Genomic DNA, 14,715 nt, shown 5'->3' on the forward strand with positions numbered 1-14,715 from the left:
TTCAAAGTTCCTTCATACGGAACATCGGTCCATTATAGCTTGTGGAGAGAGAGGCGGAAGCCTAATTTGCTCCGTCAAGGCTGCCAGGTGCCGACCTGAAACATGTTTCAAGTGACAGGCCCGCAGCTTTTTGAACCATCACCGAGCCGAGGAGGGGCCCGTTGTGGACGTCACTGTAATTTTCGGACCGTTACTGAACATTCTGACTTCACTGCATCTGATGGGCCTGATCCTGTTGGCGATCCCGATCGGAATGTTCTTTGGGGCCGTTCCCGGTCTCGGCGGGAAATTGGGGATCGTCCTTTTGATCCCCTTTGTCTTCGGCATGGACGCGATGTCCGGCGCGGTATTTCTGTTGGCGATGCACGCGGTTGTGCACACCGGCGGGTCCATTCCTTCCATCCTGTTCGGAGTGCCGGGCACAGGGCCGGACGCGGTCACGATCGTCGACGGATATCCGATGGCGCAGCGCGGCGAGGCGGGCCGCGCGCTCGGTGCATCGCTGGGTGCCTCCGGTATCGGCGGCGTGATCGGCGCCCTCTTTCTGGCGCTGATGCTTCCGGTGTTGCGGCCGGTTGTTCTGGCCTTCAGCCCGGCCGAATTCTTTCTGCTGGCGCTCTTCGGCATCACCTTCATCGCCATGTTGTCCGGCCGCAGTCTGATCAAGGGTATTGCTGTCGGTTTTCTCGGACTGTCGTTTTCTCTGATCGGGCTGGACCCGCACACCGGGTCGCAACGTTTCACATTCGATATGCTGTTCCTCTGGGATGGCGTGAGCGTGGTCGCCGCGGTTCTGGGCATGTTCGCCATTCCCGAAATGCTGGCCCTCGGGGTCAAGGGAGGGGCAATCGCGGAGATACGCGGCAAGGCCGCGCGGTACGATATTCGCCAGGTTATCGACGGCATACTCGATGTGTTCCGCAACCCGTGGCTGACGCTGCGCACCTCGGTCATCGGTGCGGTGATCGGAGCGATTCCCGGATTGGGCGGCGATGCGGCTTCCTGGCTCTGCTACGGCCACGCGGTGCAGACCTGCAAGAACAACGAAACCTTTGGCAAGGGCGATGTGCGCGGCGTGATCGCGCCCGAGACAGCCAACAATTCCAAGGAAGGCGGATCGCTGCTGCCGACACTTTTCTTCGGCGTTCCGGGCAGCACCGGCATGGCGATCCTGATCGGTGCCTTCGTGATGCTGGGCATTCAGCCGGGACCGCAGATGGCGCTCAACGGCATGGACCTGGTCTGGTCGCTGATCTGGGCGCTGGCGCTGGCCAACTTCCTCTCGATTTTCGTCTTCCTGCTGTTCGTCCCGGCCATGTCGATGCTGGTCTTCGTTCGCGGCGCGCTGCTGATCCCCTTCGTGCTGGTGCTCGCTTTCCTCGGGGCCTACCTTTCGGGCGGCGCCTGGGAAAACATGCTTCTGCTCGTCGTGCTCGGGACATTGGGGTACTTCCTCAAGAAATTCGGCTGGCCGCGCCCGCCGTTCGTCATCGGACTTGTTCTTGGCCACATCGCCGAGGACTCGGTCCACAAGGCACTGGCGATCTGGGGGCCGTCTTTCCTGCTGCGGCCGCTGTCGCTGGTCCTGATCGCCCTCATCGTTCTGACCATTGCCACCTATGTCTTCCGCCAGCGGCCGAAGGCCCAGAAAAAGGATGTCAGTCATGAAGGTTGATGCCCGCATTGCCACCACCGGCGCGATGCTGATCCTGATGGGAGGGATTGCCCTGTTGTCCCTCGGTCTTCCCAGCAAAGCGGCCTTCATGCCGCTGCTCGTATCGGTGCCCGGTGCGTTGCTGTGCCTGGCGCAACTGGTCATCGACCTGCGCGATCAGCGCCGGGAGCTTGCGGTTCCCGGAGAAGCGACCGAAGGACCCGACATTCCGGAAGAGGGGGAAGGCAGGTCCGAACTGACCATGTTCGTCTGGCTCGCGGTCTTCACCGTCGTGCTGCTGAGCCTGGGGTTCGTGGTTGGTGGTACGCTCTGCGTGCTGGCCTTTGTGCGGCTGAACAACCAGGGGGCCTGGGGAGCGGCGATCTTCGCTGCCGCAGGAACACTTGCGGTTTTGAGCGGCGTCTTCATCTGGTTGCTCGAGCTGCACCTCTTCCCGGGGTATCTTTTCGAAATCCTGTTGTCGTGATTCCGGCGGAGGCCGAGTGAATGCTGCTGATCGACATTCCGACTGTCGAGGCCCATCTGACCATGGCAATGACCCTCGCGGCGCTGGAGAAGAGTTATCTCGATCTCGCCGCGGGCCGCGGTGTCTGCCGTCCCCGGATTGACATGAGCATTCCAACATCGGACCCTTCCAGAACCTACCGCTGGGGGACGATGGAAGGCGGGGCAATGGGCGGTTACTTCGCCATCAGAATGAAGTCTGACGTCATTCATTACGACGTGGCGGCCGATGGCACCCGGACCCAGGAAAAATACTGCGCCGAACCTGGACTCTACTGCGGGCTGATTTTCCTGACGGAGGTCGAAACCGGACGGCCGCTTGCGATACTCAATGATGGCGTGCTTCAGCACATGCGGGTTGGCGGCGATGGCGGCCTGGGCGTAAATACATGGCGCGGCCGGACGCTGAAGTGGTGGGCATGCTTGGCAGTGGCGGCATGGCCGAAACCCACATGCGGTCCTTCATGGCGGTGCGCAACATCCGGAAACTGCAGATCTACAGCCCCACCCGGGCCAACCGGGAAGCATTCGGTGCCTGAATGGCATCGAAATACCGCCTCGAGGTCAAGGTCTGCGACCGGCCGGAACTGGTCTATCGCGGTGCTGATATCGTCGCCTCGCTGACCGATGCCACCCGTCCCGTGCTCGATGGCGCACTGCTTGAGGCCGGAGCCCATGTGGTCAATATCGGCGGCGGCGGCGGTCTTCCGGACGACGCAACCATGGAGCGGGTCGATATCTACCTCCGCTTTGGCGACGCGCCGCCGGCCGAAGGCCTGGAGGCGGTGGCGATCGACGACGAATATCTGCGCTGGCGTGCCGGCCGCCGCTCGCAGGACCAGCCGCGCAAACGCGCCCACGGCGTCATGCTGCCGGAAAAACGGATCACCCTTGCCGATCTTGTGGCCGGACGGGCCAAGGGGCGCAGCTTGCCGGACGACTGGTTCCTGCAGACCATCCGCAATTGAGAACCTGCGATCTTCAGCGCCTCCCGGCCGTTTCATTCATCCGGCTGGCGTGCATTCTTTTTTGCCCTTCCGTAGAGCGCATGAAACAGCAATGGCGCAAGGGTAACCGCAAAGCCGATCCGAAGCACATGATGCGTGGCCACGAAAACCGGGTCGGCCCCGATTGAAATCGCGATCAGTCCCATCTCCACCAGCCCGCCCGGCGCAAAGGCGATGAAACCCGCGACCGTCGCGGCCATCCCAAGGCCGGAGACAAGCAGCGCCATCAGGAAGGCAACGGCGAGGGTGGTAGACAGGGTCAGGACCGACAGGCCCAGACCGCGCGCCAATTCAGTCCGGCTCGGTCCGGCAAAGCGCATGCCTATGGTGATGCCGATCACAAGCTGCGCCATCTTCAGGAGTTCCTGAGGAATCTGGGCGGCGGTGACGCCTGTGCCATGCAACACGGCGCTCAGCAGGAACGGTCCAACCATGATCGCTGCCGGCAGTCGCAGGCGCCGTCCCAGGAAAACCCCCAGGATTCCGGCAGCGGCCAGCAGGGCAGCATCCTGCACCGTCAACGGTGGTCCGCCGCTGTCCGCTACTATGCCTGCGGCGCTGCCTACCGGTTCACCATAATAAAAGGACAGCAGAATCGGGATCACGGAAACCGAGAGCGACACGCGGGCGAAGTGCTGAATGGTCATCAGGGAAGCCTTGCCGCCATTCTGCTCTCCGATCAGCACCGCTTCAACCAGGCCTCCGGGGCTCGCCGCGAAGAAGGCCGTGGCCGGGTCGTAACCGCCAACCCGCCTCAAGATGGCAGCGTTCACGATCTGAACCAGGCAGGCATAGGGAGCTACAAGCAGGAGGCTTGGCCACCAGCGTGCCAGCTCACTTGCAAAATCGCCGGAGATGCTGGATCCGATCATCAGGCCGACGATGGGCACGAATATGGTGCGGCTCTTGGCTGGCAAACCGGCGTTGAACCCGAGGATCTTCACTTTCAGGAAAGATGCGGCGGCCGTAACGAGCAGTGGTCCGAGCATCCACGGCAGGGGAAGTCTCAGATATTCGAAAAGGATAGCGGCCGCAATGGCGGCGGTCACGGTTACAGCGGCGGCAAGGATGGCACGGGCATCAATCATCTGCGGTGTCAGGCCTGGTTGGAAACTGGCCGCGCGGGGCGCTTCGCGTCAACCTCCGCCCGGTCTCGTGTTTCAAGATCTAAGCGAACCGTCGCTGTCACACAACAAGATGTAATACCGGCATTCCTCCATGCGGAAATCCGCCCTTCTCGGGAAGGCCAGTCTGCCGATCACGGACGGAGCCCGTTTCTTGTCGGTCAGGATGCATCGCTGAATGACGTGCTTCCGGAATTTCAGTCCAGACCAACTTCAAGAAACGGTGTAACGCGCAACTTCACTTGGCATAAATGGCGTTTCCGGGATTAAGTGGGATCAAGCGATTTTTGGCGGTTTTCTGCTGTTTCTGGTGAGGCTAGGTTAAAACGGGCGCGCAACTTCATTTGGCGAAAAACACGGCAATCGGCGGGTTGGTGACTGCAGCCATTTGAAAAAGCGCAATGAAAACAAACACCGCGCAAGTTCGAGGTAGCAACTGAAACGCAATTTCCGGAACGAGTTGCTACCTTGAAAAAATCGGCAGAATTCTGCTGTTTTGGGCTAATTTGCACACATCGACCTAGCATCCGTGGTAGCAACTTTTTCGCCTTTGACGTCGAACATTGCGCAAGTTCAAGGAGGGAACTGAAACACGTTTTCTGGAACGAGTTCCCACCATGGCGCAAATGGCCGAATTCTGTGGTGTTTCAGATGTCGAGGCTAATTGAACCATTCGCTAAGGTGGGTAATTTCAATATCGCAGAATCTGCTCTCTTGGACGCTTTCCATCTAATGCTCATTTGACTTCATTGAACTCAGACCAATCGGTCTCGCCACGTGCCAGGAATGACCGCTGTGCGCACCCAAGTCGGCAGTTCACAGTTTCACAGGCTTACTTCACCCAATCCATTTTCTTGTTTTCAATAAAGTAATTACAGGCTGCTTTCGCGTCCGTTGCGAACTCCTGGATTAGGCGTTTGTTGCGGGCGTCGTGAGCGTAGCTCAAAAACTGCTCCATCGGGGTTTCAGGTTCGAACGGTCGGATGGAAAGACGGTCGCCCATGCCGGCGATGAACAGCGGATACACGAGCGCGACACCCTGCCCACCGGCGACGAATTCCCTGATCGAGGCCACGGAATCCGCATTGATTACGGTCTTCGGGCTGATGCTGTATTTCTGGAAGATCGTGTCGATCTTTTGCCCGGTGTAGGAATCGAGATCGAACGTGATGAATTCAATGTCATTCAGATCGTCCGGGAGAACGACCTTCTTCTGCTCGAGCGGGTGGCTCGGAGGCATGATGCAGACAAGCGGATGTTTAACGATCCGCTCGGTGGCGAAATTGGAGTTTTCGATCGGGGTTGGTGTGATGCTGACATCGACCTGGCGCGTGACCAGATGTTCGACCAGCCATCGCGACCGGCGGGACTGTATCAGGCACAGGACATTCGGATTTCGGTCAAGAAAACTTGCGATTGCTCGCTGTATGAAGGCTCCGGTGAGGGCGGGTGGAAGGCCTACGACGATGCGTCCCTGATCCTCGCGCCGGATCAGCGCAATTGCACTTTCCACCTGCCGCACGCCCGCGAAAATGCGTTCCACTTCATCGTAAAGGTGCAGGCTTTGGGTCGTGGGCACCAATCGGCCTTTTTGCCGGGAAAACAGCTGAAGGCCGTTTTCCCTTTCCAACTGCATCAGAAGCTTGCTGGCTGCAGGCTGTGAAATATTCAGGACGTCCGCCGCCTGGCTGACGGTTCCATATTCCATCACGGCCTTGAAGATTTCGATCTGACGAAGATTGAGTGCACGTGCCATTCTATAACTTCCAGAATATGATATGTGATTTTTACTATTGGACATTATAGGTTCTCAATTCTTACCCTTGTCAACAACGGGGTAAGAACATGTTGCAGAATATCGGTTTCATAGCTCTGGAAGCATCTGGTCCGACAAAGGACCGCGATCTGGTTACCGGGTTTGCCGGGCGACAATGGCATGGGCCATCGTCACTGCCGTGCAGCTTGATCGCAGACTGTCTCGGGTACGGGAGGCCATGTCCGGGATCGGGAAAGTCGGCGCGCCGCGATCTGCTGTCATCGACATTTTCCCGTGTGGGGCCGGCCGATGTTTAGAAAGCTGCAGAGCCTCGACGAAGAAGTCACGGTCTATGTGGACGGTGTTGCCGTTCCCGCCGAGGCCAACGAGAGCGTTGCGGCCGTCCTCCTGCGGCAGTCGCCGGTCTGGGCCCGCACTGCTCCCGTATCCTGTTCGCGCCGGGCACCCTATTGCATGATGGGCGTTTGTTTCGACTGTCTGGCGACGGTTGACGGAATTGCCTCTACCCAGACATGTCTGACCCCTGTACGCGACGGCATGCTGGTTTTGCGGCAAAAGGGCCGCCGGAGTGTGCGGCCATGACAGGGGGGCCTGATCTTCTGATTGTGGGTGCGGGGCCGGCAGGCATGTCAGCGGCCGTTGTGGCGCGGCGTCATGGGCTCGACGTTCTCGTGGTCGACGAGCAGTCCGCACCCGGCGGGCAGATCTGGCGGAACATCGAGACGGCCGCCGATACTTCCCGGGCTGGCATTCTCGGTAAGGCCTACAGCGACGGCGCGGACGTGGTCCGCCGGTTCCGTGCAAGCGGGGCCGGCTATCTACCTGGGGCCAGGGTCTGGCACCTCGAACCAGGTCCGCGCGCCTTCATTGCGCAAAACGGAGTGGCGCGTTGCATTGATGCAAACGCTATCCTCCTGGCAACGGGCGCGCAGGAGCGTCCGTTGCCGTTTCCCGGCTGGACCTTGCCGGGCGTGATGACGGTAGGCGCCGCGCAGATCCTTCTCAAATCTTCAGGTCAGATTCCCGATGAGCCGGTCTGGATTGCCGGCACTGGACCGCTCTCCCTGCTTTACGCCATTCAGCTTCTGAAAGCCGGAGGCCGGATTGCCGGGTTTCTCGACACCGCACCGTCCGCAAACCTGGCAGGCGCTTTTCGGGAACTGGCGGGCGCCTTTCTTGGTGCGCCCGGTGACATGCTGAAAGGTTTTGGCTGGCTGATGGCTCTCCGCCGGCAGGTTCGCTTTATCGGCAACGTCAAAGAAATCGAAGCCATCGGCAACGAAGCGCTCGAACGTCTCCGGTACATAACCGCCAACGGCAGGTCGGCAACGGTTGATGCGCGCCTGCTCTTCGTTCATGAGGGCATTGTTCCCACGATCCATCCGACTCTCGCACTTGGGTGCAAGCACATCTGGAATGCTGCTCAGGACAGCTTCGCGCCGGATCTGGACACATGGGGTGAAACCTCCGTATCCGATGTGTTCGTCGCCGGGGATGGTGCGAGGATCGGCGGAGCCCAAGCGGCATGCCATCTTGGTGAGTTGGCGGCCCTGCGAGTTGCTGCCAAGGCAGGCCGTCTTTCCCGTGCGCAGTTGGCCGCCGTGGCCGCCCCGGTTCGCAAGCGGCTGAAAGCAGCCCTGGCCATCAGGCCCTTTCTGGACCGGCTTTATCGTCCACGTTCCGCGGTCTTTGTGCCGCCAGAGGCAACGCTCGTGTGCCGCTGCGAAGAGGTGAGCGCAGCCAGGATACTGGAACAGGCGGCAGCCGGCCGGCCGGACCCCAATCAGGTAAAAGCGTTCACGCGGGCGGGTATGGGCCCCTGCCAGGGCAGGCAATGCAGTTACACTGTCGCCAGTCTCCTGGCGGCGAAGGAGGGACGGACGGTCCCGGATGTCGGCCTATACCGGGTCCGTCCGCCCTTCAAGCCAATCACTCTTGCCGAGCTTGCAGCACTCGACGCGGGAGCTGTGATCCCATGAGCGGACCTGTCCTCGATACAATCATCATCGGTGGCGGCCTGATGGGGCTTTCTGCCGGACTGCATCTTGCGCGCTCGGGAAAACGAGTTGCCATTCTGGAGAAATCCTGGGTGGGCCGGCACGCGTCAGGCGCATCGGCCGCGGGCGTCCGGACACTGAACCGGGCCTTGGAAGAGTTGCCGATTTCGCTGGAAGCGATGGACATGTGGCGCAACATCGAGACGATTGTCGGCGATGGTTGCGGCTTCCACTCCCATGGTCAGGTGATGGTTGCCGAAAAGCGCAGTGATGTTCCGGTCCTTGAAAAGCGGTTGGCAAAAACCCGCAATGCCGGCTGCGGCCACGAGGAACTGATTGACCGGGATGAATTGCTGAGGCTTGTGCCGGCGCTTTCTCCCTATTGCGCCGCGGCGCTGATTGTCCGGACGGATGGGGCGGCGGATCCGCACAGAACCCTGCGGGCGTTTCGGCGCAGTGCCGAGGCGGCGGGTGTCACCATACACGAAGGCTGCGGCGTCACGGCGATCGATCCGCTAGGGTCCGATTGGCGGGTACGCGCCGGCGAGCGGGAATTCGTCGCCCCTACCGTGGTGAATATGGCCGGGGCCTGGGCGAAAACCATTGCCGCTATGGTCGGCGACGATATCCCGCTCGGCCACAAGGCCTCGATGATGATCGTCACAGAACGTGTCGCACCGCTTCTCAAGCCTGTCGTCAGCCTTGTCGGGCGGCCACTCTCCTTCAAGCAGACCGATCAGGGAACTCTGGTAATCGGCGGTGGGCTGCAGGGCCGTGCCGACATCGAAGCCGAGCAAAGCTTTGTCGATTTCATGGAACTGTCCAGGAGTGCGCGGGCAGTGATCGATCTTTTTCCCACGACCGGTTCCTTGCGCATCGTTCGCACCTGGGCCGGCATGGAGGCAAAGACGTCGGATCTTCTGCCCGTCATCGGACCTTCGCCGCGCGCGGCGGGTGTTTTTCACGCATTCGGTTTCTCCGGACATGGATTCCAACTCGTTCCGATCGTGGGCGCCATCATGGCCGACCTGATCATCGCGGGAGGCACCAGGAAGCAGATCGCAAGTTTCACGGCGGAACGGCTGATGCAGAGGCAAGCAGTCGCATGAGGCCGGCCGGATATGCAAAAGCGCCAAAGGTTCCGGACCGGCTTCGCCGGCAGATGGATCCGGCGACGTTAATCAAGGAGCAAAAAGGTAATGTATAGAATTGGCGTCGATGTTGGCGGCACCTTTACCGATTTCGTGATGCTGGATACCGAGGGTGAGTCCACCGCGTTCCACAAGGTGCCCTCGACCCCGGACGATCCTTCCCGAGCGATTGCCGCCGGGATCAATGAGATTCTGGAACTCAACAAGGTGGACCCGGCCAAGGTCGGCTATGTCGGCCACGGCACCACGGTCGCGACCAATATGGTGATCGAGGGCAGAGGTGTGCCCACGGGCCTGCTCACGACGAAAGGGTTTCGTGACGTCCTTGCCATCGGGCGCCAGACCAGGCCTTCTCTTTATGACTGGTCGGTGCGCAAGCCCGAGCCACTGGTCGAGCGCTACCGCCGTATAGAGGTCGACGAGCGCTTGGACAAAGACGGCAATCCGCTGACTGTTCCCGATATCAAGGCGGTCATGGAATTGGTGACAGCGTTGAAGGACAGCGGCGTCGAAGCTGTTGCCATTGGATTTTTGCACTCCTACCGCAATCCGGAGCACGAGCGGGTAGTGCGCGATCTCATCAATGAGATTGCTCCCGATCTCTATGTCAGCATTTCCTCCGATGTTGTGGCTGAGTTTCGGGAATTCGAACGGATTTCAACCACAGCGCTCAATGCCTATGTCGGTCCGCGCACGCAAAAATACCTGCACCGCTTGCGGAGCAGGATCGCCGATGCCGGGATCCGGATAGAACCGCTGACGTTTCATTCCAACGGAGGGTTGCTGCCGGTACAGACAGTCGAGGAACTGCCTGTTCTGACCTGTCTGTCAGGACCGGCCGCTGGGGTGATCGGGTCCGCCCACATCGGCACCGAAATAAGCGAAACGGAAATCATCACCTTCGACGTCGGCGGAACCAGCACCGATGTGTCCCTGATTACCAAGGGACAGCCGCAGTTCACTTCAAGCCGACTGGTCGCGGGCCATCCGGTGCGCATGCCCATGGTCGATATTCATGTCATCGGCGCAGGCGGCGGCAGCATTGCCAGAATTGATGACGCGGGAGCCTTGAAAGTCGGGCCGACCAGCGCCGGCGCGGTACCAGGACCGATTTCCTATTTGCAGGGTGGCGGAGATGTGACCCTGACCGATGCGAATATCGTTCTGGGCCGGCTCAATCCGGTCGCGCTGCTGGAAGGGCGCATGAAGGTCGATCGGGGGCTTGCCGAAGAGGCAATCAAGAAACAGATCGCCGGTCCCCTGGGACTTTCGGTCGAAGAAGCCTCCTACGGGATCCTCAGTATTGCGACGGCCAATATGAGCCGTGCGATCCGGTCGGTCTCGACGGAACATGGTCATGACCTCAGCAATTTCACGCTGTTTTCATTCGGCGGTGCAGGATCGTTGCACGCAGCCGAAGTGGCGGAGGAATGCGGCCTGCGAAAAATCGTCGTGCCGAGGGAGCCAGGAACCTTGTGCGCCCGAGGTGTGTTGCTGTCGGACCTCAGCCGTGACTATGTCCGCACGGCGCTCGTCGTGGCGAGACCGGAAACCTGGCGGCAGGTCGTCGGCCTCGGGGACGAGATGGCGGAAAACGGCAAGGATTGGCTGGCCACCGAGGCGCTCCCCGGAGCCGCTCAGGAGCTGCAGGTTTCTCTCGATGCCCGTTATTTCGGCCAGAGCCACTCCATCCCGATCGCGCTTCAAGAGCTGAACGAGGACGTCCTGGAAGCGTTCGTTCAAAAATTCCATCAAGCCCATGCCGATCAATACGGTTACAGGCTGGACGATCACGGGATCGAGATTGTGAACGTGCGCCTGAAGGCGGTCTGCCACGTGAAAAAGGGCAATGCCGTACCGAGGATCCAGGGTGGCTCTCTTCAGAAGGCGCTTCTTGAAACTCGCAAGGTCTTTTTCGGAACGAGCTGGAAGGACACTCCCGTTTACCGCCGGGCGCTGTTAGCTGCCGGGGTGCCCTTTAGCGGGCCGGCTATCGTCGAGGAGATGAGCGGCACAACCGTGATCCTGCCAGGGCAGACCGCCGAGCTCGATGCGTTCGGCAATATTCACATCTCTCTCAAGAGCTGAGGCGAAAGAACATGAACAAGCAGATTTCTTCAGCCGGAATGATTGGCGGGTTCGACGCGATTGCCATGGAGGTCTTCGCCAACCGCCTGCTGTCCATCACCGAGTCGATGGCCATAAACATGATGCGGTCGTCGTTTTCCACGCAGATCAAGGAACGCCGCGACTTCTCGGTCGGTCTGTTCGACGGATACGGTCGGCTCGTGGCGCAAGGCACTCATATTCCGGTCCATCTCGGCTCGCTCATGGGGGCAGTCGACGCCCTTCTGGCGCGGTATCCCCGCGACCAGATCAGGCCTGGAGATGCGTTCATCTGCAATGACCCTTATGCGGCGGGCGGCACCCATCTGCCCGATATCTCGATTGCGACACCGTTGTTCATCGGAGACAGTCTGGTCGCCTTCATGGTCAATATCGGCCATCACAACGATGTCGGCGGCAGGGTTCCCGGTTCAACGGCGGCAACCGCTGAATCGATCTTCGAGGAAGGTTTGCGGATTCCCTCCATGCGGGTCCGCCGGGAGGGGGAGGTCGACGAGGACCTTCTGAACATGATCAGCTTGAACACACGTCTGCCCGAAGAGCGCGTGCTGGATCTGAAGGTGCAAGTCGCAACCAACGACCGGGGCGGTGAAGAAGCCCGCAAGCTGATCGACCGGATGGGTATCTGCGGGTTTGAGGCGCGGATCCAGGATCTCCTGGACTACACCCGGCGGCGCCTGGAACTGCGTATCGCCGAGCTGCGCACGAGTGCTCCCAGCACCTTCACCACCTATCTGGATGACGACGGCCTCCCAGGTGGAGATCGCGTACCGCTGAAGGTCACCGTCAGCGTCGAGGACGGCAAGCTGATCCTGGATTTCGAGGGCAGCGGGCTGGAGGCACGGGGCGCGTTGAATATCGCCCAGAACGCTCTCAGGGCCACCGCATATTATTGCGTCAAGGCGCTGCTCGATCCGGAGCTGATGGCCAATTCAGGCATGATGGAGTCGATTGTCCTGCGAGCACCGGTGGGCACGATTGTCAATCCGCGCGATCCGGCGCCGGTCGGGTCGAGAACGATTGCCTGTCAACGTCTCGCTGGCGCGATCTTTGGTGCTTTCCAGCCGCTGATCGATCCTGAAGGGCGCATGGCATCCAGTTATGACGTGCTGCCGTCCTACGTCTTTTCGGGGCTCAATCCGCAGACTGGCAAATACTATATTTGCGGCGAGACGATTGGCGGCGGCGGCGGGGCGCGTTGCGACAGCGACGGCATGGATGGCGTTCATGTTCACATCACCAACTCGCTCAACCTTCCGATTGAATCCATGGAAAACGAGTATCCGCTGATCTGCGAGGAATACGCGTTGCTGCAAAACTCCGGCGGTCTCGGCCGGTGGCGCGGCGGTATGGGTATCACCCGTACCATACGGGCGTTGCACGATAATACGACTGTCTCCGCCCGCTCCGACAGACACAATCACGGGGCGCCAGGCGCGGAAGGCGGTGAACCGGGGGGAATGGGCCGGTTGATCCGCAATCCGGGTGCCGACGGGGAGGAAATGCTGCCCTCGAAAGTCACACAGACGATTTTCCGGGCAGGCGACACGCTGCGCATTGAAATCCCGGGTGGTGGTGGTTTCGGTAGACCCACGAACCGGCCGGTCGGGATGATAGCAGCCGATCTGCGCGACGAAATCATATCCGAGGACCACGCTCGCAAAGGTTATGGCGACACTCTCGTCGACGCTGCGCTGGCGCTGCTGCACGGGGGGGAGAAACAGACCGCAGCCTGACCGGAAAATAACAATAACAAGCATACCGGGAAATCCCGGTTACGAAAACAAAGCAAAAGGGGAACATAATGAGTGAATTCATGAAAAACAGCTTCCTGCTCTCCCGGCGGGGTTTTGTCGCCGCATCGGGAGCTGCGCTAGGCACGCTCGCGCTGCCGCGCGTGGTGCGCGCCCAGGATCCGGACGTTTTGAGATACGCTCTCTCAGCCTATCCTCCCGGGTTGGACCCGTTCAAGCACGAAGGCGCGGCGGCAGTCACCGTCAAGCTGCAGGTGTTCCGTGGTCTTCTCGGGCTTGACGGCGATGGGAAAGTTGTCGGCGAACTGGCCGAGAAATGGGAGGAGTCTGGGACTGGATATATCTTCCATATCCGCGAGAACGCGAAGTTCCAGAACGGCGAACCGGTCACGGCGGCAGATGTCATCTGGTCGCTCAAGCAGATCAGCCGGGAAGGATCGACAGCTTATTTCGTCAAGGATCTCAAGGTGATTTCCAAGGTCGACGCTATTGACGAGAAGACGGTGGGGATCACCCTGAGCGATCCGACACCGGCGTTCGCCAAGTTGCTGGCGACCGCCTACGTCCCGATTCTCTCGGAGAAGGCAGGCATGGAAAAGCCTGTCGGTGCCGGTCCCTACAAGATCACCAGTATCGAGGAAGGCGTGTCCATCGATCTCGAGGCCTTCGAGGATTATTACAAAGATGGCTATCCGAAGATCAGGAAAATCAAGATGATCGCCTACAAGGACGAAAGTCTTCGGGTCGCCGCGCTGGAATCCGGCGATGTCGATATCATCGAATATGTTCCCTGGCAGAGCATGACCAAGATCGAGGAAAGTCCAAGCCTGGTCCTGACGGAGACCACCGGGCCGAACATGATCATCAACTTCAATGTCGAACGGCCGCCGTTCAACGATGCCCGGGTCAGGCAAGCGGTTGCCTATGCCGTCAAACGTGAGGACATCGTTGCGGCCGCTTTCTACGGGCGCGGCAAACCTCTTTACGGTCTGCCATTGGACGAGAATTCCGAAGCCGCCAACGACAAGACCGAGCAGCTGTGGGGCTATGATCCGGAAAAAGCCAAGGCCCTGCTTGAAGAGGCGGGTGTGGTCGGACAGAAGGTCAAGCTTCTTTCGAGCTCCACCTACTCGATGCACCAGGACACAGCCCTTATCGTGCAGCAATACCTGAACGCGGTGGGTCTCGAAGTCGAACTGGATCTGCCCGAATGGGGTGCCCGCGTCGAGCAGGGCAACAAGGGCCAGTATCAGTTCGCAATCAACGGCAGCTCTACCGTGGTCAATGATCCGGATGGGCTGACGGCGATGATCGGAAGCGGCACGCCGACCTACAAGCGGTCGTTCGGCTACTCCAATTCGAAGATTGACCTCTTGCTGTCACAGGGACGGCGTGAGCTGGATCGGGAAAAGCGGATCGCGATCTACGATGAAGTCGCGGAACTGGTTCAGCAGGATGTTCCGCTGTGCTCGCTCACTCGGCGCACGCAGGGCTACGGCTTGCGCGATAATGTGCAGGATTTCCATGCTCTTGTCGGCAGCAGTAACTTGTATACCGGATTCGGGCTCGAAGAAGTTACGTTCGGCTGATCTACTTGCC

Annotated in this window: 11 protein-coding genes and 1 pseudogene; 9 read left to right on the forward strand and 3 right to left on the reverse strand. The window is 60.0% G+C overall.

The features are described 5' to 3' along the window. Positions 1–163: 163 nt before the first annotated feature. The 3 genes and pseudogenes from OA90_RS13770 to OA90_RS29030 all read left to right on the forward strand — a co-directional run bounded on the left by OA90_RS13770 (position 164) and on the right by OA90_RS29030 (position 3,147). Positions 164–1,675: a tripartite tricarboxylate transporter permease gene (locus OA90_RS13770; RefSeq protein ID WP_156510496.1), complete on the forward strand. Its 1,512-nt coding sequence runs from the start codon at positions 164–166 to the stop codon at positions 1,673–1,675. Continuing rightward, the gene (locus OA90_RS13775) at positions 1,665–2,141 is read left to right on the forward strand and encodes a tripartite tricarboxylate transporter TctB family protein (RefSeq protein ID WP_068412541.1); all 477 of its coding nucleotides are present in this window, start codon (positions 1,665–1,667) and stop codon (positions 2,139–2,141) included. Before OA90_RS13770 ends, OA90_RS13775 begins: the two co-directional genes overlap by 11 nt. Before the next feature lie 427 nt (positions 2,142–2,568). Continuing rightward, positions 2,569–3,147: pseudogene (locus tag OA90_RS29030) on the forward strand (hypothetical protein). 32 nt (positions 3,148–3,179) lie between these two features. Here OA90_RS29030 and OA90_RS13785 read toward each other — a convergent pair. From OA90_RS13785 to OA90_RS29775, 3 genes are all read right to left on the reverse strand, one after another. After that, complete coding sequence (locus OA90_RS13785) at positions 3,180–4,274, reverse strand: AbrB family transcriptional regulator (protein ID WP_068412547.1); 1,095 nt, start codon at positions 4,272–4,274, stop codon at positions 3,180–3,182. Positions 4,275–5,142: 868 nt separating this feature from the next. After that, positions 5,143–6,066, reverse strand: a complete 924-nt coding sequence (locus tag OA90_RS13790) for a LysR substrate-binding domain-containing protein (protein ID WP_068412550.1) — start codon at positions 6,064–6,066, stop codon at positions 5,143–5,145. Positions 6,067–6,219: 153 nt separating this feature from the next. Beyond that, positions 6,220–6,348 carry a hypothetical protein gene (locus OA90_RS29775; RefSeq protein ID WP_279625814.1) on the reverse strand — a complete coding sequence of 43 codons (129 nt, stop codon included), beginning with the start codon at positions 6,346–6,348 and terminating at the stop codon, positions 6,220–6,222. Between the two features lie 27 nt (positions 6,349–6,375). Here OA90_RS29775 and OA90_RS13795 point away from each other — a divergent pair, with 27 nt between their 5' ends. The 6 genes from OA90_RS13795 (at position 6,376) to OA90_RS13820 (ending at position 14,705) form a co-directional block, all read left to right on the forward strand. Further along, on the forward strand, positions 6,376–6,669 hold the full coding sequence (locus tag OA90_RS13795; RefSeq protein ID WP_068412553.1) for a (2Fe-2S)-binding protein: 294 nt from the start codon (positions 6,376–6,378) through the stop codon (positions 6,667–6,669). Next, on the forward strand, positions 6,666–8,066 hold the full coding sequence (locus tag OA90_RS13800) for an FAD/NAD(P)-binding oxidoreductase (protein ID WP_068412556.1): 1,401 nt from the start codon (positions 6,666–6,668) through the stop codon (positions 8,064–8,066). Before OA90_RS13795 ends, OA90_RS13800 begins: the two co-directional genes overlap by 4 nt. Then, positions 8,063–9,193 (forward strand): FAD-dependent oxidoreductase, encoded by a 1,131-nt coding sequence (locus OA90_RS13805; RefSeq protein WP_068412559.1) that lies wholly within the window; start codon positions 8,063–8,065, stop codon positions 9,191–9,193. The genes OA90_RS13800 and OA90_RS13805 overlap by 4 nt, the downstream gene beginning before the upstream one ends. 90 nt (positions 9,194–9,283) lie before the next feature. Continuing rightward, on the forward strand, positions 9,284–11,323 hold the full coding sequence (locus tag OA90_RS13810) for a hydantoinase/oxoprolinase family protein (RefSeq protein ID WP_068412560.1): 2,040 nt from the start codon (positions 9,284–9,286) through the stop codon (positions 11,321–11,323). A gap of 11 nt (positions 11,324–11,334) precedes the next feature. Then, positions 11,335–13,098, forward strand: coding sequence for a hydantoinase B/oxoprolinase family protein (locus tag OA90_RS13815; RefSeq protein ID WP_068412563.1), 1,764 nt, complete (start codon positions 11,335–11,337; stop codon positions 13,096–13,098). A 68-nt stretch (positions 13,099–13,166) separates the two neighbouring features. After that, positions 13,167–14,705, forward strand: coding sequence for an ABC transporter substrate-binding protein (locus tag OA90_RS13820; RefSeq protein WP_068412566.1), 1,539 nt, complete (start codon positions 13,167–13,169; stop codon positions 14,703–14,705). Positions 14,706–14,715: the final 10 nt, after the last annotated feature.

Source organism: Labrenzia sp. OB1, from assembly GCF_001624695.1.
Taxonomy (GTDB): domain Bacteria; phylum Pseudomonadota; class Alphaproteobacteria; order Rhizobiales; family Stappiaceae; genus Roseibium.

Bases quoted from the DNA above. Each gene is read 5' to 3' on its own strand.
- OA90_RS13790 (WP_068412550.1), bottom strand. From the start codon at position 6,066: ATGGCACGTGCACTCAATCTTCGTCAGATCGAAATCTTCAAGGCCGTG.
- OA90_RS13800 (WP_068412556.1), top strand. From the start codon at position 6,666: ATGACAGGGGGGCCTGATCTTCTGATTGTGGGTGCGGGGCCGGCAGGC.
- OA90_RS13820 (WP_068412566.1), top strand. From the start codon at position 13,167: ATGAGTGAATTCATGAAAAACAGCTTCCTGCTCTCCCGGCGGGGTTTT.
- OA90_RS13805 (WP_068412559.1), top strand. From the start codon at position 8,063: ATGAGCGGACCTGTCCTCGATACAATCATCATCGGTGGCGGCCTGATG.
- OA90_RS29775 (WP_279625814.1), bottom strand. From the start codon at position 6,348: ATGACAGCAGATCGCGGCGCGCCGACTTTCCCGATCCCGGACATGGCC.
- OA90_RS13810 (WP_068412560.1), top strand. From the start codon at position 9,284: ATGTATAGAATTGGCGTCGATGTTGGCGGCACCTTTACCGATTTCGTG.
- OA90_RS13815 (WP_068412563.1), top strand. From the start codon at position 11,335: ATGAACAAGCAGATTTCTTCAGCCGGAATGATTGGCGGGTTCGACGCG.
- OA90_RS13775 (WP_068412541.1), top strand. From the start codon at position 1,665: ATGAAGGTTGATGCCCGCATTGCCACCACCGGCGCGATGCTGATCCTG.
- OA90_RS13795 (WP_068412553.1), top strand. From the start codon at position 6,376: ATGTTTAGAAAGCTGCAGAGCCTCGACGAAGAAGTCACGGTCTATGTG.
- OA90_RS13785 (WP_068412547.1), bottom strand. From the start codon at position 4,274: ATGATTGATGCCCGTGCCATCCTTGCCGCCGCTGTAACCGTGACCGCC.